Below are 20142 nucleotides of genomic sequence, written 5' to 3' on the forward strand. Positions count from 1 at the left end.
ATGCGTTTATTCGGAACTAGCAGGGACATGGGCATAGACCTCGGAACAGCCAATACCCTGGTGTACATAAAAGGAAAGGGGATCGTTCTCAGGGAGCCGTCGGTTGTTGCGTTCAACACACAGACCAACAAACCTCTTGCGGTAGGCGAGGAAGCCAAGAGGATGATAGGAAGGACACCCGGAAACATCGTTGCGGTAAGACCGCTTAAGGATGGAGTAATCGCGGACTTCGACATTACCCAGACAATGCTGAGGCAGTTCATAGAGAAGACGGCATCCAAGAGCGCTTTCACTGCGCCAAGGATAATAGTCTGCTTCCCTTCAGGCGTTACTGAAGTTGAGAGAAGAGCAATCCTTGAGGCAACAAAGCAGGCAGGAGCCAGAGAAGTTGTCCTTATGGAAGAGCCAATGGCTGCAGCAATAGGCGCAGGACTTCCTGTAGACGAGCCTACTGGTTCAATGATCGTTGATATCGGCGGAGGTACGACTGAAGTGGCGGTTGTCTCTTTAGGCGGCATAGTCGTTGCAAAGTCACTCAGGATAGCTGGAGACGAGCTTGACCAGTCGATAGTTGCCTACATCAAGAGGGAATACAACCTGATGATAGGTGAGAGGACATCAGAAAACATCAAGATGACCATCGGTTCCGCATTCAAGGTGGAGGGAACTGAAGAGGGAGTCATGGATGTCAAGGGCAGGGACCTGGTGACAGGACTTCCAAAGGTAATACAGGTAACTGAGGCTCAGATAAGGGAAGCCCTTCACGAGCCGATAAGCGACATCATAGATGCAATAAAGACAACTCTTGAAAAGACACCACCTGAGCTTGCAGCAGATATCATGGACCAGGGTATAATGCTTGCAGGTGGAGGTGCTCTGCTGAAGGGACTCGGAGAACTCATAACCCATGAGACCCACATGCCGGTTATGATTGCCGATGCTCCACTAGACTGTGTGGTCCTTGGTGCCGGCAAGGCTCTGGACAACTTCGACAAGATCTCGAGATGAATCGGATAATTGCACTTTTAAGGAACAGGCTGGCATCGAGAGTAATCTCGGCGTCAGCCATCCTTTTAATACTAATGGGAACAACCGTTGCCAGCGACCGCAAGACACTTATTGAAAGCGGAGCCGGTGCGGCTTTAGGTCCAGTCCAGATGGTCATGTATTCGGCAAATAAGAGGCTTGAAACACTGATTGACTTTTTTCTCCGTTATGAGGACATAAAGGTTGAAAACGCTCAGCTTTCCCAGGCAAATACCGAGCTTGAAGCAAAGCTCCGGGAATATGAGATGATGAAAACCGAGAATGAGTCGCTGAAGTCCATGTTTTCCTTCAAGGACAGAAGGGCAGAGTATGATTATCTTGGCGTGAACATAATCAACGTCACAGGAAGCGGAATCATAACTGCGTATACGATCGACAGAGGCTCAAACGACGGAATTGTGAAGGGTATGGCCGTGATGTCGCCTGACGGCATAGTGGGGCAGGTCACAGAGGTATCTGGTTCATTTTCAATCATCGAGACCATATCAAGCGAAAACATATCAATCCATGTGAAGGTAGTTGAGACCAGCGAGAATTCCGGTATCCTGCAGGGTCAGCGAGGCGCTGGCAACGAGCAGCTGGCAAAGGTCACATATCTGCCTGCGGATTCATTGGTCAAGGCTGGAGACAGCATAGTCACAAGCGGACTTGGCGGATTCTATCCTCCCGACATATATGTGGGTGAGGTTGTTTCAGTTGCAGAGGACAAGGGAAAGCTCATGATGACGGCAGTCGTAAAGCCTGCTGTGGATTTTGACAGGGCTGAAAAGCTCTATGTAGTTGTTCCGAAGATACCGGGGGAGGTTGAGTATTAGTGAGGCTTGCAATACTCTCATTCATCTCCCTTGCACTGTTTCTTCTAGACATGACCATGGTTCCATTTTTTAGCGCATGGGGAGCTTATGGAAGCCTGCTTTTCACCTTTGGTTCTATCTTCTCAGTACAGGGCGACTTTGATGATGCTTTTCTTATGGCGCTTGTTACAGGCTTCCTTCAGGACATATTCTTCCCGTATGCGTTCGGGATGAACATGCTCCTCAACCTGCTCATATTCCTTGGATTATCAAAGATTGGCACAACCCTGAAGGAAGGAAGGCATTCAGCTGAGGTCTTGTTTTCAACAGGTGGAGCACTGATCAAGAGTCTTGTGATGTTATCACTCCTCTCATTATTCGGGTTTGGAACAAATGCCTACAGCATCCCAGTATCTGGAATACATACCCTGATATTCGCACTTCTAATGCACGGAAGCATCGTTTCTTTAAGGCGTGTGCCGTATATGAAAAAAGAGTGGAAATTCTAAAAAATCCTTGGGCACAAGGATTTTTACTTTTTTATGCCATCTTTCGCTATAGCATTATTTCTCTGATTCTTATAGAATAGGAGTTGAGCGTTAAATCGCAGCATTAACGGAGGTTGAAATGGGGATCGACAGACTTCAGATAAAGGGAAACAGGAAGGGGCTGAACCTTCTTATCAATCTAATGGAATTCAGCTCCATGCAGGAGCTTGCTGATGCAATCAGACAGAAGATGGAGCCGCTTCGGAAATTTTATGACGGAAATGCCATGTTTATAACGACATATCCGATCAGGCTGAAGGACCAGGAGATGGACTATCTCAGACAGTCTCTCATGGGAGAGCTTAACATCCCAAGCATACAGTTTGAAGAATCAAACAGGCGAGAGGACCTTCCAAAGGTATTCAAAGGTATAAATGAAGGACAGACCAAATTCATCACAAAGAGCCTCAGAGGAGGAGCCCTGGTGGACTACCCGGGAAACGTAGTGGTGGTTGGTGATGTCCACATCGGTGCCGAGATACATGCCGAAGGGAACATAATCATCATGGGACAGTTAAAAGGCAGGGTATTTGCAGGTTCATCAGGAAACGAGGATGCCATCATAGCAGCCATAGGAATGACGCCGGCGCTTCTTTCGATAGCGGGCATATTCGCAAGACCACCCGAATCGAACAAGACCAGTTATCCTGAAGTGGCAAAGCTAAAGGATGGCGCCATTTATGTTGAGCCTTACAATCCGGGAAAATTCATCATCTAAGTTCAAAGGAGAGAATGAAAACATGGCAGAATCAATCGTAATAACCTCAGGAAAGGGCGGAGTCGGAAAAACTACGACTACAGCCAATATCGGAACTGCTCTTGCACAGATGGGAAAGAAGGTAGTCGTAATAGACGGTGACACAGGACTCAGGAACCTTGATGTCCTGATGGGTCTTGAGAACAGGATCGTCTACACCATGATCGACTATTTTGACGGAAGGTGCAAGCTCAAGCAGGCGCTCATCAAGGACAAGAGGCTTCCAAACCTTTGTCTTTTGCCTACAGCACAGACAAAGGACAAGAACGACATCTCCACTGATCAGATGATAGGACTAGTCAATGACCTCAGGGAAGAGTTCGACTACATACTCATCGACTGCCCGGCTGGAATAGAGCAGGGATTTGAAAACTCCATCGCTGCAGCTGACAGCGCAATAATCGTAGTCAATCCTGAAGTCACATCCGTAAGAGATGCTGACAGGGTCATCGGAAAGCTGGATGCCAAGGGAATTGAGAACCACAGGGTTATAATAAACAGGCTTAACTATGAAATGACAGAGAACGGCGACATGCTCAACATAGACGACATACTGGAGATACTTTCAGTAAAGCTTCTCGGAGTGGTTCCTGATGACAGGAGCATAACAGTATCCACAAACAAGGGCGAGCCTATAGTTCTCGTGGAAGGCACAAGGGCAGGATCCGCTTTCCTCAATATCGCCAGGAGAATTTCCGGGGAAGATGTTCCACTGCTTGACCTGAAGCCTGAGGAAGAGAGCTTCCTCACAAAGCTGTCGAAGCTTTTCAAAAAGAGATAGGGGGGGCTGGAGAATGGATATTTTTAGTTTCTTCAAGAAAAAGACAGGTTCCAAGGAGGTTGCAAAGGACAGGCTGAAGCTGATACTTATGCATGACAGGGGAGATGTATCTCCTGAACTTCTTGAGAACATAAAGAACGAGATCATGGATGTACTCAGGAAGTATGTGGAGATCGATGCCGACATGGAGCTCCAGATGACAACCACAGAGACGGAATATGGCTCAGTACCGGCACTCGTCGCCAACATTCCGATCAAGAAGATGAGGCAGGGCTAATCAGGTATTCTTTAATACTAACTTAAGGGTCCTTTAATTGCGAAAAGATGCTGTATGGTTTAGAATTATGCTATTGACCTGCAGCATCTTATTTTATTGGAGAAATCGTATGAATTTTTTAAGATCGTTCATGATAGACAAGAAGCAGCTTCGTGAGATCGACCTGGGAATACTTATCCCAGCGGTCGCAATACTCATGTTTGGCGCTTACAACATTTATAGGGCTACCTACGAGACATCTGGCATCTACTATGCACGTCTTCAGCTGACCTGGCTCCTGGTTTCACTTTTCGTTGTTTATGTCATACTCCTGCTGGACTACAGGATGATTTATAAAATTGTTGAAGTACTCTACTGGATCACAGTAGTGATGCTTCTTGTGGTACTTGCGACTTCAAAGGTAAAGGGTGCCGCCGGATGGTTCTCCATCGGGCAGAGAGGGCTCCAGCCAGCTGAATTTGCCAAGCTGACCACGATGATGATGCTGGGAAAAAGGCTCCATAAGACCGATGGCGATGTCAATACCGTAACGGGCTTTGTCAAAACTGCCATATACGCACTTATTCCCATGATTCTCATGATGCTTCAGCCAGATATGGGACTCACCATGGTAACCTTCTTCATAACTCTTGGAATATTCTTTTCCGTTGGGCTGTCGATGAAGGTAATTGGAAGCGGATTCGGTTTCATTGCAGCTGCAGTCATTTTTGTCCTGAATACTGATTTTTTGCCCAGCCACTGGAAGGCAAGGCTTTCGTCGTTCCTTTACCAGGAAGGCTCCGACCTCGGGATAAACTATCAGCTTTCACAGAGCATCATCGCCATAGGTTCAGGTAAGCTGACGGGCTCGGAGACCGCAGGATTCTACAGGAGAGTCCCTGAAAACCACACTGATTTCATATTCTCGGTAATATCGGAAAACTTCGGTTTGGCTGGAGGGGTATTCCTCCTTGCACTATACGGATATATGATGTACAGGATGATAAGGATTGCCAAGACAACTGAGGACCTTTTCGGAAGATGCATAGCGGTTGGAGTTTTCTCTATCTTCCTGTTCTCGATACTTCAGAATATTGGAATGACCATGGGGCTCATGCCTATTTCCGGCATAACGCTGCCGCTTGTATCTTATGGGGGAAGCTCAGTCCTTACTACCTTCATTGCACTTGGAATGGTGCTTAATGTAGGAATGAAGAGAAAGACTACCTTATTCTAAGTCTTATTGGAGGTTGTAATTTGAAGGAGATATTCATAGAGGACAGCTGGACCAGAAGAATAGCTGTCAAGGAGGACGGTGTACTGACAGAATGCCATTTTGAGGAAAAGGACAAGGGAATACTTCCCGGGAACCTTATACTTGGTGTCGTAAAGAATACGGTAGCTTCGCTTAGCTCTGTCTTCATCGATATAGGTGATGTGAAGAACGCCTACATGTTCGTTCAGGACAAGGCAAGGCTGAAGGACTTCAGGGAAGGTCAGGGCATACTTGTCGAGGTGCTGAAGGAGAAATCCGGGGGCAAAGGGGCAAAGGTTACCGACAAGGTCTCCATTGCAGGAAAATACATAGTCCTTTCCATCGGAAAAGGAATCACATACTCTCAAAAGATAGAACCGGAGGCACTGTTTGAAAAGCACGGGAACCTGAAGACTGTTGATGGCTACAGGGTGCTTTACAGGGAAGCTTCACTTGAAGCCTCAAGGGAGGATATTCTTGAGGAAGCAAAGGAGCTGAAGGCCGCCTTCGATGAAGCGCTCAGGAAGGCTGAGAATGGAATCGGACCAAGGAAAATATTCGGAGATGAATCAGTTCTTGGAAGAGTCATACGCGACAACTTCACGGATCTGAACCTTATATATGTTGACTCTGAAGAAACCAGGGATCACCTTAAAAGTGAATTTTCACTTCCGTCCCTTCTTCACAGGGATCCACAGGGTCTTTTCGACTTCTACGGAATTGAGAAGGATATAGTAAAGCTTCTTAACCCGAAGGTAACACTGACAGGAGGAGGAAACCTCGTAATCGAAAGCACAGAGGCAATGCATGTCATCGACGTCAACAGTGCCAAAAAGCAAGGAAAGGGGAACCGTGAGGATTCCTCACTCGAGCTGAATCTTGCTGCCGCAGCGGAAGCCGTCAGACAGATACGCCTCAGGAACCTTTTTGGTATAATTGCGATTGACTTCGTTGACATGAAGGATGAGGACAGCAGAAAATCGCTGCTTCAGAAGGTAAGTGATGAGCTAATGAGGGACCATAGCAAATCTACTGCCTACCCTCTCACCGAACTGGGAATAATGCAGATTGCAAGAAGGGGAAGGGGACTCAGTGTCAGAAGCCATATAAGCGAAAAATGTCCCTGCTGCGGGAGAGATCAGCTTCTTTCCCTTGAATACACGCTCTGGCTCATCAGGAATGAGCTGAAAAGAGAGCTGAAGTCAGCCGATGTCAGGGATTTCCATATCTCTCTTAACGAACGGTTCAGGGCCAGGATCGAAGCAGACATCAGAGGCTTCATAGACAGCATCGATGCAGGCGACAGGAGAATCTATCTGACCTTCTCAGGAACACATGAGCATTTTATATTGGAACCGCTCATATTCGGGACCCAGGTCCGGGATAAGGAGAAATATCTGATAAATCCGTAATTTTTACTTTACATATCTTGGGTGCAGGTGGTACAATATCTTGTAGGCCGCACAGAAGAGGTTTTAAAAAGCATGCTTACCTCGATGGCGAGTACTGGTATGAGGAGGTGGAAAGTTTTATGTTCGCAGTTTTGAAGACAGGTGGAAAGCAGTACAGAGTATCCGAAGGCGACGTCATATACGTTGAGAAGCTCATCGCTGATGTTGATTCAACAGTTGAGCTTACTGATGTCCTTGCAGTCACAACAGCAGAAGGAGAGCTCAAGGTAGGCGCTCCGGTTGTAGACGGTGCAAAGGTAGTTGCCAAGGTAGTTGCCCAGGACAAGGCAAAGAAGGTTATTGTATTCAAATACAAGCCAAAGAAGGACTACAGAAAGAAGCAGGGTCACAGACAGCCATACACTAAGCTCCTGATCGAGAAGATCGAAGCGTAATATGCTGGAGGCTAGATTCCTGAGAAGATCCGGAATGCTCATATCCTTCACTTTCGAAGGACATGCTGATTACGGAAATTATGGAGAAGACATAGTCTGCGCTGCGGCTACGGCTCAGTGCATGATGATCTACAATGGGATCGATGAAATCCTGAAGATACCAAACAGGCTTGACATGAGACAGGATGGCGGCTATTTCTCGATGAGCATCGACAAAGCAAATGATGCTGAAAAGGAAAAGGCCCAGGTACTTCTTGAGACTCTCAGGCTGGGTATGCAGGCAATCGAGGCCCAATACGGTGATCATATCAAGATAATCGAAGAGGAGGTGTAACCATGCTTATAATGAACCTTCAGTTCTTCGCGCACAAGGTGGGCGGAGGTAGTACAAGAAACGGAAGAGACTCTCAGTCAAAGAGACTCGGCGTTAAGTCAGCCGACGGACAATTTGTACTTGCAGGAAACATACTGGTAAGGCAGAGAGGGACTAAGATCCATCCCGGTACCAATGTTGGAATAGGCAAAGATGATACTTTGTTCGCTAAGATCGATGGTGTCGTAAGATACGAGAGACTTGGCAAGGACAAGAAGAAAGCTAGCGTTTACCAGGTAGAGCTGGAAGCAATAGCTGAATAATCGTATTTTCAACCTGCTGAATAGGCAGGTTTTCTTTTACCCTTCATTTGGGTATAATTGAACTGATGCAAGCTTTATGGCAGAAACCCTGCCGGAAAATACAGGCGGTGAGAAAATGAACATGTTTATAGACATAGCTGACATATACCTTAAGAGCGGCAGGGGCGGAAACGGCTCGGTTTCCTTCAGGAGAGAGAAATACGTTCCCCTCGGAGGACCAGACGGCGGCGACGGCGGAAAAGGCGGAGATGTCATATTCGAGGTCGATCCCGATATGACTACCCTCCTTGATTTCAAATACAAGAGGAAGTATATTGCCGAGGATGGAATAGGCGGCGGTGCTTCAAGGTGCTACGGAAGGGCAGGAGAGAACCTGGTCATTAAGGTTCCCATGGGAACAGTGATCAAAGACAAGGAAACCGGAAAGATAATTGCGGACCTTTCAAAGAGAGACAGCAGGATCACTGTGCTTAGAGGCGGAAGGGGCGGAAAAGGAAACGCAAAGTTCGCGACTCCGACAAGGCAGGCGCCTGATTTCGCAGAGCCTGGAATGCCCGCTGAGGACAGGACTGTAACTCTTGAGCTTAAGCTTCTTGCTGATGTGGGACTCCTCGGATTCCCTAACGTAGGAAAGTCTACTCTGCTTTCAAAGGTGACAAAGGCTACCCCTAAGATCGCCAACTATCACTTCACGACACTTACTCCGAATCTCGGTGTTGTAAGCCTTGCGGGAATCAACCCATTCGTCATTGCAGACATACCGGGACTTATTGAAGGAGCAGCAGAAGGTGTAGGACTTGGAATAGCATTCCTGAGACACATCGAGAGAACAAGGCTTCTTGTACATGTAATTGACATTTCCGGACTTGAAGGCAGGGACCCTTATGAGGATTTCCTGATGATCAACGAGGAGCTGAAAAAATATGACGAGCGTCTTGCTTCAAGACCGCAGATAATTGCAATGAACAAGTCTGACCTGGTATACGAAGATAGCATATTCGAAGATTTCGCAGAAAAGGTCGCAAAGCTCGGCTACACTGATATTTACAGGATTTCCGGAGCAACCGGAGCCGGAGTTGATGATCTGCTGAAGGCATGTGCTAAAAAGCTTTCCGAGATACCGGTTGAAGAGACATTGTACACGTTGGACGACTTCTTCATCCCTGAAGAAAAGCACTTCACCTACGAGATCAATGTGGATGAAGATGGCGTGTTCGTAGTTTCCGGATCCTTTGTAGACAGGCTTCTTGATGTCGTGAATGTCGAAAATCCTGACTCATTGAGATATTTCCACAAGGTACTCAAGAATAAGGGAGTGCTCGACAAGCTCAGGGAAATGGGCATAGGCGATGGAGACATAGTAAGGCTTAATAATTTCGAATTCGAATTCTACGTATAGGAGTAAATATGATTACAACTAAGCAGAGGGCTTACTTAAGAAGCCTCGCAAACAAGATTGAACCGATATTCCAGCTTGGGAAGGGTGGTATTGAAGCTCCTTTCCTCATCCAGATTGAAGCTGCACTCGAGAAAAGGGAGATCATCAAGCTCAGCGTTCTTGACAACAGCGGAATGGATCCAAGGGAAGCATCAGACGAGATCTGCTCGGCACTTGGCTGTGAAGGTGTCCAGGTAATCGGCAGCAAGATCGTGCTTTACAAGAAAAGCAAGAATAATCCCAAAATAGAGCTCCCGCGCTGATGAAGACGGGGGTACTAGGGGGAACCTTCAACCCCGTACACAACGGACATATCTATATGGCTGTCGAGGCCATCGAAGTACTGGGTCTCGACAGGCTCATAGTGATGCCGAACTACATACCTCCACATAAGAAGGCTGAAGAAAGAAATCCGGATCATATCCTGGATATGCTTGAACTGGCCTTTCTTGGCATTGAGAAAATCATCGTCTCAGACTACGAGATACTAAAGGAAGATGTGTCCTACACTTACCTGACGATGGAGCATCTGAAGGATATGTACCCTCTAGACGAACTATTCTTCATCATCGGTGAGGATTCCTTCATAGAGTTTTCAAAATGGAGGGAGCCAGGCAGGATACTTGCAGCTTCGAAGCTCGCTGTATTCGAGAGGAGGTTCTATCCTCACGAGATGAGGAAGAATGCTCTTGACTTCGTCCGTTCACTTGGCCACGAGCCCGAGTTACTTGACTCCCTTATTCTTGAAATATCTTCTAGCGATGTAAGAAGAAGGGTGTCTGAAGGAAGAAGCATAAGGTTCATGGTTCCTGAAAAGGTGGAACGGTACATATTGGACAACAGTCTTTACGGAGGCAGAGATGTGGACAGAATCGGAGATTGACGGATATATAAGGAAGCACCTTAAAGAAGGCAGGTACCTGCACACGCTGAGAGTAGTAAAAGCCAGCGGTGAGCTTGCAAAGATTCATGGACTGGATGCAAAGAAGGCAAGGCTCGCTGCTTACTTACACGATTGCAAGAAGTATATGCGTGAAAATGAGCTTCGTGAGTATCTCATGAGTCATCCTGAAGGGCTGAAGGATGCAGACCGGCCTGCTGAAGTCCTGCACGGATTTGCAGGAGCTGTGTTTGCAGAGATTGAAGCAGGAATTTCAGATATGGAGATCCTTGAAGCGATAAAGTGGCACACCACAGGGACACCTGGAATGTGCGACCTCGCCAAGGTTGTGTTCCTTGCTGACATGATTGAGGAGGACAGGGATTTCAAGGGTATTGAAGCACTCAGGAAGGCAGCTTTGAAAAATCTTGATGCTGCAATGCTAATGGGACTTGACCTAAGTCTCACATACCTCTTGAAGTCGGGGAAGTACATAGACCCTGATACACTGCACGCAAGAAACCATTTCCTGGTACTTGTCAGGGATAGAATAAGAATTAACTCTAAGGCAAACATATGATTATGGAGGGCACCCATGGCATGGACAGGATAAATATGACGATAGCAGAGCTCCATCACGGGAAAAAAATAAGGGAATTCCTTAAGGACCAGATGAAGCTCTCCTCAAGACTCATCAAGAGAAGCGCTATGGAGGGCAGAATACATGTCAACGGCAACAGGGTAAGGCTTGACTACATCCTCAGGGAAGGCGATGAGATAGACGTACTTCTGGAGGCTGAAGAGGTACAGCACATAGAGCCTGAGGACATACCGATCGAAGTGATTTACGAGGATGCCTCGATGCTTGTACTAAGCAAGGATCCGGGCATGGTAGTGCACCCAACCAAGAGCTACCAGTCCGGGACTCTGGCGAACGCTGCAATCCACCATTTCAGGGCGAAGGGTGAGCCGACTATTGTAAGGCTTGTTTCAAGGCTTGATATGGATACCTCCGGGCTCATAATACTTGCAAAGAACCAGTTCATCCATTCAAGGATGTCCTCGCTCATGCAGGAGGACAGGGTGGACAAATGGTACCTGGCTGTTGTAGCAGGCGATTTCCCTGATGATGTGGAAAGGATTGACCTTCCGATTTTCAGGGACCCTGACGGTCCTTACCAGAGGATCATCGATGACAGGGGGCAACGGAGCATAACTGAGGTGTCGGTGCTTGAAAGGGCAAATGGCTATAGCCTGCTTCGCCTGAAGCTGCTCACGGGAAGGACTCACCAGATAAGGGTCCACCTGTCGCATCTTGGATTTCCAATCCTTGGGGATTCACTCTATGGATCAGGATCTGACCTCATAGGGAGGCAGGCGCTGCATGCTCATGAATTGATGTTCAATCATCCCATGACGGGAGATTGTCTTGACCTGAAGGCACCGCTCAAGCAGGATATGTCCGACCTACTCAAAAAACTTGGTTTCCATAGAGAAGCATAGAGAAAAATATAACTTTGCATATCAAATTGCGATATAATGGAAGTGGATTATCGAGCCTTCAGCGGCTTAATCCACTTCCTTTTTTCGGCTTCAAATGGCTGTATCATGCAAAGTGTGAGTATAAAAGACATTTGAAATATGGTATTATGGATTTAGAAAGCGTTATCATGAAATAAAATGTTAAAATAACCAGTTTGATAATCAAAATATCGTATTTTATACACTCATGCAAAGCAAATGATTATCTATTAGCCTAATATGACCCATGGAGGTAGCAAATGGCAGCAGGTACGGACAGCATGGAAAAGTCCATGAACACCGAATTCAATCATTTTCTTTTTAATTCAGGTGAACATCTTCGAAGCTATGAATTCATGGGAGCACATATGCTTACCATTGATGGTGTGAATGGGGTGCAGTTCACCGTATGGGCCCCTAATGCAAGGATCGTACATCTTTCAGGTGATTTCAACAGTTGGGGAAAGACTGAGATGAAGCCATTTGGAGCCGCCGGCATATGGTCGGTGTTTCTTCCTGGCATTCATGAAGGCACTGCATACAAGTACATTGTTGTGACACAGGACGGAAGGGAGCTGTACAAGAGCGATCCCTATGCCTTCTGGTCAGAGGTCAGGCCTAAGACTTCATCTGTCATCAAGGACCTTAATGGTTTTGAATGGACCGATGACGAGTGGTACATGACAAAGAGGTCAAATCCAATCCACCGGTCACCAGTGAACATCTACGAACTGCATGCCGGCTCATGGAAACGGCACTGGGACGGAAGGTACTTCACTTACTCAGAGCTTTCTTCTGACCTTATCCCTTATGTCAAAGAGATGGGATACACGCACATTGAGCTCATGCCTCTGATGGAGCATCCGCTGGATGATTCATGGGGATACCAGATCACCGGATATTTCAGCGCCACCTCAAGATATGGTGAACCGAAGGAGCTTATGGCTTTTGTGGACAAATGCCATGAAATGGGCATTGGCGTCATAATGGACTGGGTTCCGGCACATTTCTGCAGGGATGCCCATGGGCTTTATCTGTTCGACGGCACACCGACATATGAGTATCAGGACCCGAACAAGGCCAACAACAACAGGTGGGGAACAACCCATTTTGATTTTGGGAAGTCCCAGGTACAGAGCTTCCTGATATCCAATGCGATATTCTGGCTAGAGATGTACCACATTGACGGACTGAGGGTTGACGCTGTGTCAAGCATGCTTTATCTTGACTACGACGACGGTCCCTGGACGCCGAACATATACGGAGGCAACACTAACCTTGAGGCGGTAGATTTCCTGAAGAAGCTGAACAGGAAGGTTTTCCAGGAATATCCTGAAGCACTTATGATAGCTGAGGAAAGCACTGCTTTCCCGAAGATAACCCATCCAATACAGGATGGAGGGCTTGGATTCACTTTCAAGTGGGACATGGGATGGATGAACGATACTTTGAAATATTTCAGCCTTGATCCCATGTACAGGAAGTATCACCATAACCTCATTACATTCTCCTACATGTACATCTTCAGCGAGAATTTCATGCTTGCGCTGTCGCATGACGAGGTAGTCCATGGCAAGGGCTCGCTTCTCAACAAGATGACCGGTGATGACTGTATGAAGTTTGCAGGCCTTCGGACACTCATGGCCTATATGATGTGCCATCCGGGCAAGAAGCTTAACTTCATGGGCAGCGAGATAGCCCAGTGGCTTGAATGGAGATTCAGGGAAGGGCTGGAATGGGTCGCTCTTCAGCATGAATCCCACCAGAAGCACATTGAATTCGTGAAGGTGCTTAATCACCTGTATCTTGAAAGGAAATGCCTTCATGAGATAGATGATTCATACGACGGTATCGATATTCTTGATGCCGACAACAAGGACCACAGCCTCTTCACCTTCATCAGATATGCCAAGGACAGGAAGGATTTCCTGGTTGTGGCGTGCAACTTCACTCCCGTGCAGAGGGATGATGTGAGAATCGGAGTGCCTTTTGAAGGTGAGTATGCGGAGCTCCTTAACACGGAGCTTGAGAAACACGGAGGAACCTGGAAATTTTCCAAGGATGAATATACGACAGAAAAAATACCTCAAGACAAGAAGCAGTATTCTATCCAGGTCATACTGCCGCCATTATCCGTACTGATAATAGAACCCAAGAAGATCAAGGAGGTAACAATATGAAAAAAGAAATGATAGCCATGATTCTGGCAGGCGGCCAGGGCACAAGGCTGGGAAAGTTCACGAAGAGCATTGCAAAGCCTGCGGTGCCATTTGGAGGAAAGTACAGGATCATTGATTTCGTGCTGTCCAACTGCGCCAATTCAGGTCTTTCCACGGTAGGAGTCCTGACACAGTATCAGCCCCTCGTACTGAACACCCACATCGGAATTGGGTCCCCATGGGACATGGACAGAAGAGATGGAGGAGTTACGATACTCCAGCCATATGCAAGCGCCACCGAGGAGAAATGGTTCAGGGGAACGGCTCACGCCATTTACCAGAACATCTCCTACGTAGACGACTACGATCCGGATTTTGTCCTGATACTTTCAGGGGACCATATATACAAGATGGATTATCAGGCAATGCTTGAATTTCACAAGGAAAAGGAAGCTGCGGTCACAATTGCAGTACTTGAGGTACCATGGGACGAGGCATCAAGGTTCGGAATAATGAATACCGATACTGAGATGAAGATAGTCGAATTCGAAGAGAAGCCTGAGAATCCTAAATCAAACCTTGCATCGATGGGAATATACATATTCAACTGGAAGATGCTCAAGAAATACATGGTGGAAGGCATCAATTCAGGTGTGGACATGGATGACTTCGGAAAGAATGTCATTCCCGCTTTCCTTGACAATGAGGAAAGGGTATATGCATATCCGTTCAAGGGCTACTGGAAAGACGTAGGGACATTGGATTCACTTTGGGAAGCAAACATGGATCTTCTTGACCAGGAGTCTGAGCTCAACATAAGCGACAAGAACTGGAAGATATACTCCAAGAATCCTTCAATGCCTCCTCAGTTCCTTTCGAAGACCGCTGACGTCAAGGATTCGCTTATAGTCGAGGGATGTCTGATAAAAGGCAAAGTGAGAAGGTCAATCCTTTCTCCTAAGGTAATAGTTGGAGAGGGAACCGAGATATTTGATTCAGTGATTATGGGAAATGTCAGAATAGGAAAGAACGTAGTGATAAAGAAAGCCATGATCGGCGAAGGTGCAGTGATACCAGACAACTCCGTTATAGACGAGAAGGGTGAGATTGCAGTGGTAGGCGAGAATGAAGTTTATGGAGGTGCAGTCTAATGTACAGGAATAAATTGATAGGTCTCATAAACCTGAGCGAAAGCGACTACTACATCAAGCAGCTTACCTACAACAGACCAATAGCCTCCATCCCGTTCCTGGGCAGATACAGGATCATTGACTTCGCGCTCTCAAACCTGATGAATGCGGGTGTCGATACTGTTGGAATATTCCTGAACGACAAGTACAGGTCGCTTATGGACCATATCAAGAGCGGTGCAGAATGGGACCTTGACAGGAAGAATGGCGGTATATTCTATTTTTCGCCATACAGCAACGCTGAGACGATGACACAGCTTCGTGGAGATATCCACAACTACTTCTCCAACCTGGACTTCCTTACTGAAGCTCATGGGGAGTATGTCATAATCACCGGAAGCAACATGGTCTGCAACATAGACTACCAGGATGTGCTGAAGCAGCATCTTGAAACCAAAGCTGACGTTACGGTCGTATACCGGGAGGTCAGCCAGAGCAATGTCCACTTCGACAGGTGCTATACAGTTACGCTGAATGAATACGAGAACGTTGTAGCTGTGGGCAAGAACATAAAAAGAAAGGAAGTAACCGATAAGGATAGGAAGAAGATCTCCATGGAGATGTACCTTGTAAAGAAGGAGCTTCTTGTAGACCTGATCACTGATGCTGTTGCTACAGGAGAGAATGTGTATCTTACAGATGTTCTCCATTTTGCTTCAGCCAAATACAAGGTAAAGGGCTACAGGTTCAACGGGCTCGTAAGGTGCATCAATTCCACCGAGAACTACTACAAGGCAAGCATCGACATGCTAAATGAAAACAACATTGTAGACCTGTTCTTCCAGGACAGGGTTATACTCACCAAGGTAAAGGATGAGGTCCCTTCGTATTACCATCCCGACTCAGTGGTTGAAAACTCACTCATAGCAAACGGGTGCAAGATAGAGGGTACTGTGCGCAATTCAGTGCTGTTCAGAAGAGTAAATGTTGCCAAGGGTGCTGTTGTGGAGAATTCTATAATAATGCAGAACGGCGACATAAGGGAGAACAGCAGCCTCAACTGCGTCATAACTGACAAGCAGGTCATCATAACAGAAGGAACGGAGCTCAAGGGAGATCCTAAGAATCCTGTGGTTGTCGACAAGGGAACCATACTATAGCGGCTTTGAATAAATTCAATGCGGTCCGGAAACACCGGACCGCTAATGATATGGAGGCTAATATGAAGATATTGTTCGCAACATCAGAATGCTATCCATTCCTCAAGACTGGAGGACTCGGCGATGTGGCTTATGCTCTTCCCAAGGCGCTGAATGCCATGGGAGAGGACTGCAGAGTGATCATGCCCAACTACGGCACGATAAAGAAAGAGTACAAGGACAAGATGACCCATCTTTTCTCGACAACCCTGAAGGTTGGTTGGAGAGAACAGTTCCTTGGCGTTGATTACCTTAAGAAGGATGGCATCGAGTACTATTTCATTGACAACATGTACTATTTCGACAGGGAAGCGCCCTATGGCTACTTTGACGATGGCGAGAGGTTCTCCTTCTTCTCTTCAGCTATACTTGAGATCCTGACCAGGATTGAATTCGTACCTGACATCATACACTGCAATGACTGGCATACAGCAGTGGTTCCAGTGCTTATCAGGACGAAGTACAAATGGGAGAAGCAATTCGCAAAGGTAAAGACCATCCTGACCATTCACAACCTCAGGTTCCAGGGCATTTATCCGCCTTCAGTACTGAGCGACCTGCTTGGTCTTGGTACCGAGCTTCTTCAGGATTTTGGCTTCGAATATTTCGGGAACGTAAACTACATGAAGGGCGGGGTCAATTTCGCTGACATGGTGACAACTGTAAGCCCGACATATGCTGAGGAGATCAAGACCGAGTTCTTCGGTGAAGGGCTTCATGGGCTGATGCAGAAGGTTGCCTACAAGCTTGTTGGAATCATAAACGGAATCGACTACTCCATTAACGATCCAAGGAAGGACAAAGACATTCCGGTTAATTACGGGCTTAAGAACCTCGAGAACAAATATGAGGTCAAAAAGGCTCTTCAGGAGGAACTTGGCCTCGAAATTAGACAAGATGTACCATTAATTGGTATAATATCAAGACTGACAGATCAGAAGGGCTTCGACCTCATAGCACATGCCATGGAAGAGCTGCTGAAAAATGACATTCAGCTGGTCGTGCTTGGCACTGGAGAGAGAAGATACGAGGATATGTTCAGATATTTCAGCTTCAAGTATCCGCTGAAGGTTTCTTCAAATATTACCTTCAACGGGCCTCTGGCACAGAGAATCTATGCCGGAACCGACATGTTCCTGATGCCTTCGCTCTTCGAGCCTTGCGGCTTGTCGCAGATGATGGCGCTGAGATACGGGTCTGTACCCATTGTTAGGGAGACTGGCGGACTCAAGGACACTGTCGCGCCATACAACAAATATACGGGAGAGGGAATTGGTTTCACATTCTCGAACTATGACAGCTATGACATGATGCAGGCGGTACAGAGGGCACTTGAGCTTTACAAGGACAAGGAAGCCTGGAGAGGCATCGTGCTTGCCGGCATGAGAACGGATTATAGCTGGAAGAGCTCAGCCAGGGAGTACCTGGAACTGTACAAAAGATTGACTACATAAGGAGATAACAGATGATTATCAGTAAAGCGCAATTCAAGAAGGATTTTCAGAAGAAGATGCTCAGCCTGTATTCACAGGAAATTGAGGATTCCTCCAGTTCGGAGAAATACTTCGCCCTTGGATACCTGGTCAAGGACTACATTTCTGAAAATTGGGCAAAGACCGCAAGAAAATACGAGAAATACGGTGAAAAGCAGGTATACTACTTTTCAATAGAGTTCCTGCTCGGAAGGCTTCTGGGAAGCAACCTCCTTAACCTTGGAATAAGGGACACAGTAAAGGAAGCACTTACAGAAATGGGCATCGACCTCACAGACATCGAAAGGATCGAGGTAGACCCAGGCCTTGGCAACGGCGGACTTGGAAGGCTTGCGGCATGCTTCATGGATTCCATGGCATCAAGCGGAATACCAGGTCATGGAAACGGCATAAGGTACAAATACGGACTGTTCCAGCAGAAGATTGTCGGCGGCTACCAGATCGAGCTGCCTGAAAACTGGCTGAGGGATGCAAATGTATGGGAGGTAAGGAAGCCTGACCATGCAGTCAAGGTAAGGTTCTACGGAGATGCCTGGATGAGACCCGAGGAGGATGGTGAGCTTACACCTGTCCATACCGGTTATCAGGAGGTCCTCGCCGTTCCGTATGACACTCCGCTTGTCGGGTATGAGAACAAGACCATAAACACACTTAGGCTCTGGAGCGCTGAAATAGACTCCGTAGATGCAGGAATACCTGCAGGCGGAAGCTCTTTCAGGAACGTCCTTTCATACAAGAGGGAAATTGAAAGCATTTCTGAAGTGCTGTATCCTGATGACTCGAACTATGAGGGAAGGCTCTTAAGGCTCAAGCAGGAATATTTCTTCGTATCAGCCGGTCTCCAGACAATCCTGAAGCAGTTCAAGGAGCTGGGAAAGCCGCTCTCCGAATTCAGCGAGAAGGTAGCGATACATATCAATGACACGCATCCTGCAGTAGCAATCCCTGAGCTCATGAGGCTTCTCATGGATGTAGAAGGACTGCAGTGGGAGGAAGCCTGGAGGATAACCCAGGCTACAATGAGCTATACCAACCACACGATTATGTCAGAGGCTCTTGAGAAATGGCCGATCGACATGATGAAGCAGCTGCTTCCGAGGATACTCCTGATCATACAGGAAATAGACAGGAGATACAGGGATTCCTTCGCACTGAGTGCTGAGATCAATCCGGCTGTCATCGAAAGGACTGCGATAATATCTGACGGATACGTCAAGATGGCACACCTTTGCATAATTGGAAGCCACAGCATAAACGGAGTAGCAAAGCTCCATACTGAGCTGCTCAAGAAGCAAGAGCTGAAGGAGTTCTACCAGCTGTATCCTTACAAGTTCAACAACAAGACCAACGGTATCACCCACAGAAGGTGGCTCATGCTGGCGAATCCAGAGCTCGCCGCTCTTCTGGACAAGACCATCGGCGATTCGTGGAGAAGGAATCCCCAGGACCTGAAGCTTCTGAAGCGATACAAGAGGGATGACCAGGTACAGGCTGAAATCCAGAGGATCAAGCTTGCGAATAAGACCAGGCTCGCAGAATACATCAAGACCAAGAACGGCATAACCGTAGACCCTAACTCCATATTCGACATACAGGTAAAGAGACTTCATGCCTACAAGAGACAGCTTTTGAATGCTCTCCATATCCTTTACCAGTACATAGAGCTTGTTACAAACCCTGAGTTCGATATGCTGCCAAGGACGTATATATTCGGAGCAAAAGCTGCCCCTGGATATTACTATGCCAAGGAGATAATCAAGTTCATCAACGCACTTGGCGAACAGGTCAACAATGACCCGAGAGTCAAGGACAAGATAAAGGTAGTGTTCCTTGAGAACTATGGTGTTACTCTTGCTGAGATGATAATACCGGCAGCTGAGGTGTCTGAGCAGATAAGCACGACAACCAAGGAAGCTTCAGGCACAAGCAACATGAAGTTCATGATGAATGGTGCAATAACGCTTGCCACCCTAGATGGAGCAAACGTAGAAATGCTTGAGGAAGTCGGGGCTCCTAACATCGTGATATTCGGAATGTCAGAGCAGGAGGTCCTGAATTACTACAGGAACGGCGGTTATAACTCAAGGGAGCTTTACAACTCTGATCCTAGGATCAAAGCGGTTCTCGACAGCCTCATCAACGGCTTCATCAAGGACATTGCGATTGAAGGCAATGACATATTCAGGAGCCTCATAGACTACAACGACGAGTTCTTCGTGCTCAAGGACTTCGATTCATATCTTGCGGCTCAGAAGAGACTTGAGGACCTATACAAGGACCGTTTTACATGGAACAAGATGGCAATAGAAAACATTTCCTCGTCGGGCGTATTCTCTGCTGATGTCACAGTCAAGCAGTATGCGTCTGGTATATGGGATACGAGGATGATTGAGAGATAAACT

The 20142-nt window shown here is 47.0% G+C and carries 21 protein-coding genes; all 21 read left to right on the forward strand.

The features are described 5' to 3' along the window. Positions 1 to 1008 carry a rod shape-determining protein gene (locus J2Z34_RS10125; RefSeq protein ID WP_023388646.1) on the forward strand — a complete coding sequence of 336 codons (1008 nt, stop codon included), beginning with the start codon at positions 1 to 3 and terminating at the stop codon, positions 1006 to 1008. Continuing rightward, positions 1005 to 1862, forward strand: a complete 858-nt coding sequence (gene mreC / locus J2Z34_RS10130) for a rod shape-determining protein MreC (RefSeq protein WP_209459751.1) — start codon at positions 1005 to 1007, stop codon at positions 1860 to 1862. The genes J2Z34_RS10125 and mreC overlap by 4 nt, the downstream gene beginning before the upstream one ends. Further along, positions 1862 to 2350: a hypothetical protein gene (locus tag J2Z34_RS10135; RefSeq protein WP_209459752.1), complete on the forward strand. Its 489-nt coding sequence runs from the start codon at positions 1862 to 1864 to the stop codon at positions 2348 to 2350. Before mreC ends, J2Z34_RS10135 begins: the two co-directional genes overlap by 1 nt. A 118-nt stretch (positions 2351 to 2468) precedes the next feature. Then, positions 2469 to 3107 carry a septum site-determining protein MinC gene (locus J2Z34_RS10140; RefSeq protein WP_209459753.1) on the forward strand — a complete coding sequence of 213 codons (639 nt, stop codon included), beginning with the start codon at positions 2469 to 2471 and terminating at the stop codon, positions 3105 to 3107. A gap of 22 nt (positions 3108 to 3129) precedes the next feature. Further along, positions 3130 to 3927 carry a septum site-determining protein MinD gene (gene minD / locus J2Z34_RS10145; protein ID WP_209459754.1) on the forward strand — a complete coding sequence of 266 codons (798 nt, stop codon included), beginning with the start codon at positions 3130 to 3132 and terminating at the stop codon, positions 3925 to 3927. A gap of 13 nt (positions 3928 to 3940) precedes the next feature. Further along, positions 3941 to 4204, forward strand: a complete 264-nt coding sequence (minE, locus tag J2Z34_RS10150; protein WP_209459755.1) for a cell division topological specificity factor MinE — start codon at positions 3941 to 3943, stop codon at positions 4202 to 4204. A 109-nt stretch (positions 4205 to 4313) separates the two neighbouring features. Beyond that, positions 4314 to 5420: an FtsW/RodA/SpoVE family cell cycle protein gene (locus tag J2Z34_RS10155; RefSeq protein ID WP_209459756.1), complete on the forward strand. Its 1107-nt coding sequence runs from the start codon at positions 4314 to 4316 to the stop codon at positions 5418 to 5420. Between the two features lie 20 nt (positions 5421 to 5440). Further along, positions 5441 to 6850, forward strand: a complete 1410-nt coding sequence (locus J2Z34_RS10160) for a ribonuclease E/G (protein ID WP_209459757.1) — start codon at positions 5441 to 5443, stop codon at positions 6848 to 6850. 119 nt (positions 6851 to 6969) lie between these two features. Next, the gene (gene rplU, locus J2Z34_RS10165) at positions 6970 to 7284 is read left to right on the forward strand and encodes a 50S ribosomal protein L21 (protein WP_209459758.1); all 315 of its coding nucleotides are present in this window, start codon (positions 6970 to 6972) and stop codon (positions 7282 to 7284) included. A gap of 1 nt (position 7285) precedes the next feature. Beyond that, positions 7286 to 7618 (forward strand): ribosomal-processing cysteine protease Prp, encoded by a 333-nt coding sequence (locus tag J2Z34_RS10170; RefSeq protein WP_209459759.1) that lies wholly within the window; start codon positions 7286 to 7288, stop codon positions 7616 to 7618. 2 nt (positions 7619 to 7620) lie between these two features. Beyond that, positions 7621 to 7920, forward strand: coding sequence for a 50S ribosomal protein L27 (gene rpmA, locus J2Z34_RS10175; protein WP_023388656.1), 300 nt, complete (start codon positions 7621 to 7623; stop codon positions 7918 to 7920). A 121-nt stretch (positions 7921 to 8041) separates the two neighbouring features. Beyond that, the gene (gene obgE, locus J2Z34_RS10180; RefSeq protein ID WP_209459786.1) at positions 8042 to 9319 is read left to right on the forward strand and encodes a GTPase ObgE; all 1278 of its coding nucleotides are present in this window, start codon (positions 8042 to 8044) and stop codon (positions 9317 to 9319) included. Positions 9320 to 9327: 8 nt separating this feature from the next. Continuing rightward, complete coding sequence (gene yhbY / locus J2Z34_RS10185; RefSeq protein ID WP_209459760.1) at positions 9328 to 9621, forward strand: ribosome assembly RNA-binding protein YhbY; 294 nt, start codon at positions 9328 to 9330, stop codon at positions 9619 to 9621. Then, complete coding sequence (gene nadD / locus J2Z34_RS10190) at positions 9621 to 10241, forward strand: nicotinate (nicotinamide) nucleotide adenylyltransferase (RefSeq protein ID WP_209459761.1); 621 nt, start codon at positions 9621 to 9623, stop codon at positions 10239 to 10241. The genes yhbY and nadD overlap by 1 nt, the downstream gene beginning before the upstream one ends. Beyond that, positions 10219 to 10818: a bis(5'-nucleosyl)-tetraphosphatase (symmetrical) YqeK gene (gene yqeK, locus J2Z34_RS10195; protein WP_209459762.1), complete on the forward strand. Its 600-nt coding sequence runs from the start codon at positions 10219 to 10221 to the stop codon at positions 10816 to 10818. The genes nadD and yqeK overlap by 23 nt, the downstream gene beginning before the upstream one ends. A 20-nt stretch (positions 10819 to 10838) precedes the next feature. Then, positions 10839 to 11741 carry an RluA family pseudouridine synthase gene (locus J2Z34_RS10200; RefSeq protein ID WP_209459763.1) on the forward strand — a complete coding sequence of 301 codons (903 nt, stop codon included), beginning with the start codon at positions 10839 to 10841 and terminating at the stop codon, positions 11739 to 11741. 278 nt (positions 11742 to 12019) lie between these two features. Next, positions 12020 to 13939 (forward strand): 1,4-alpha-glucan branching protein GlgB, encoded by a 1920-nt coding sequence (glgB, locus tag J2Z34_RS10205; protein WP_245250616.1) that lies wholly within the window; start codon positions 12020 to 12022, stop codon positions 13937 to 13939. Further along, positions 13936 to 15069, forward strand: a complete 1134-nt coding sequence (locus tag J2Z34_RS10210; protein ID WP_209459764.1) for a glucose-1-phosphate adenylyltransferase — start codon at positions 13936 to 13938, stop codon at positions 15067 to 15069. Before glgB ends, J2Z34_RS10210 begins: the two co-directional genes overlap by 4 nt. Continuing rightward, positions 15069 to 16208, forward strand: coding sequence for a glucose-1-phosphate adenylyltransferase subunit GlgD (gene glgD / locus J2Z34_RS10215; RefSeq protein ID WP_209459765.1), 1140 nt, complete (start codon positions 15069 to 15071; stop codon positions 16206 to 16208). The genes J2Z34_RS10210 and glgD overlap by 1 nt, the downstream gene beginning before the upstream one ends. Before the next feature lie 62 nt (positions 16209 to 16270). Next, the gene (gene glgA, locus J2Z34_RS10220; protein ID WP_209459766.1) at positions 16271 to 17701 is read left to right on the forward strand and encodes a glycogen synthase GlgA; all 1431 of its coding nucleotides are present in this window, start codon (positions 16271 to 16273) and stop codon (positions 17699 to 17701) included. A gap of 11 nt (positions 17702 to 17712) precedes the next feature. Then, positions 17713 to 20139 carry a glycogen/starch/alpha-glucan phosphorylase gene (locus J2Z34_RS10225; RefSeq protein WP_209459767.1) on the forward strand — a complete coding sequence of 809 codons (2427 nt, stop codon included), beginning with the start codon at positions 17713 to 17715 and terminating at the stop codon, positions 20137 to 20139. Positions 20140 to 20142 lie beyond the last annotated feature (3 nt).

The organism is Youngiibacter multivorans, from assembly GCF_017873395.1.
Classification (GTDB): Bacteria; Bacillota; Clostridia; order Clostridiales; family Clostridiaceae; genus Youngiibacter; species Youngiibacter multivorans.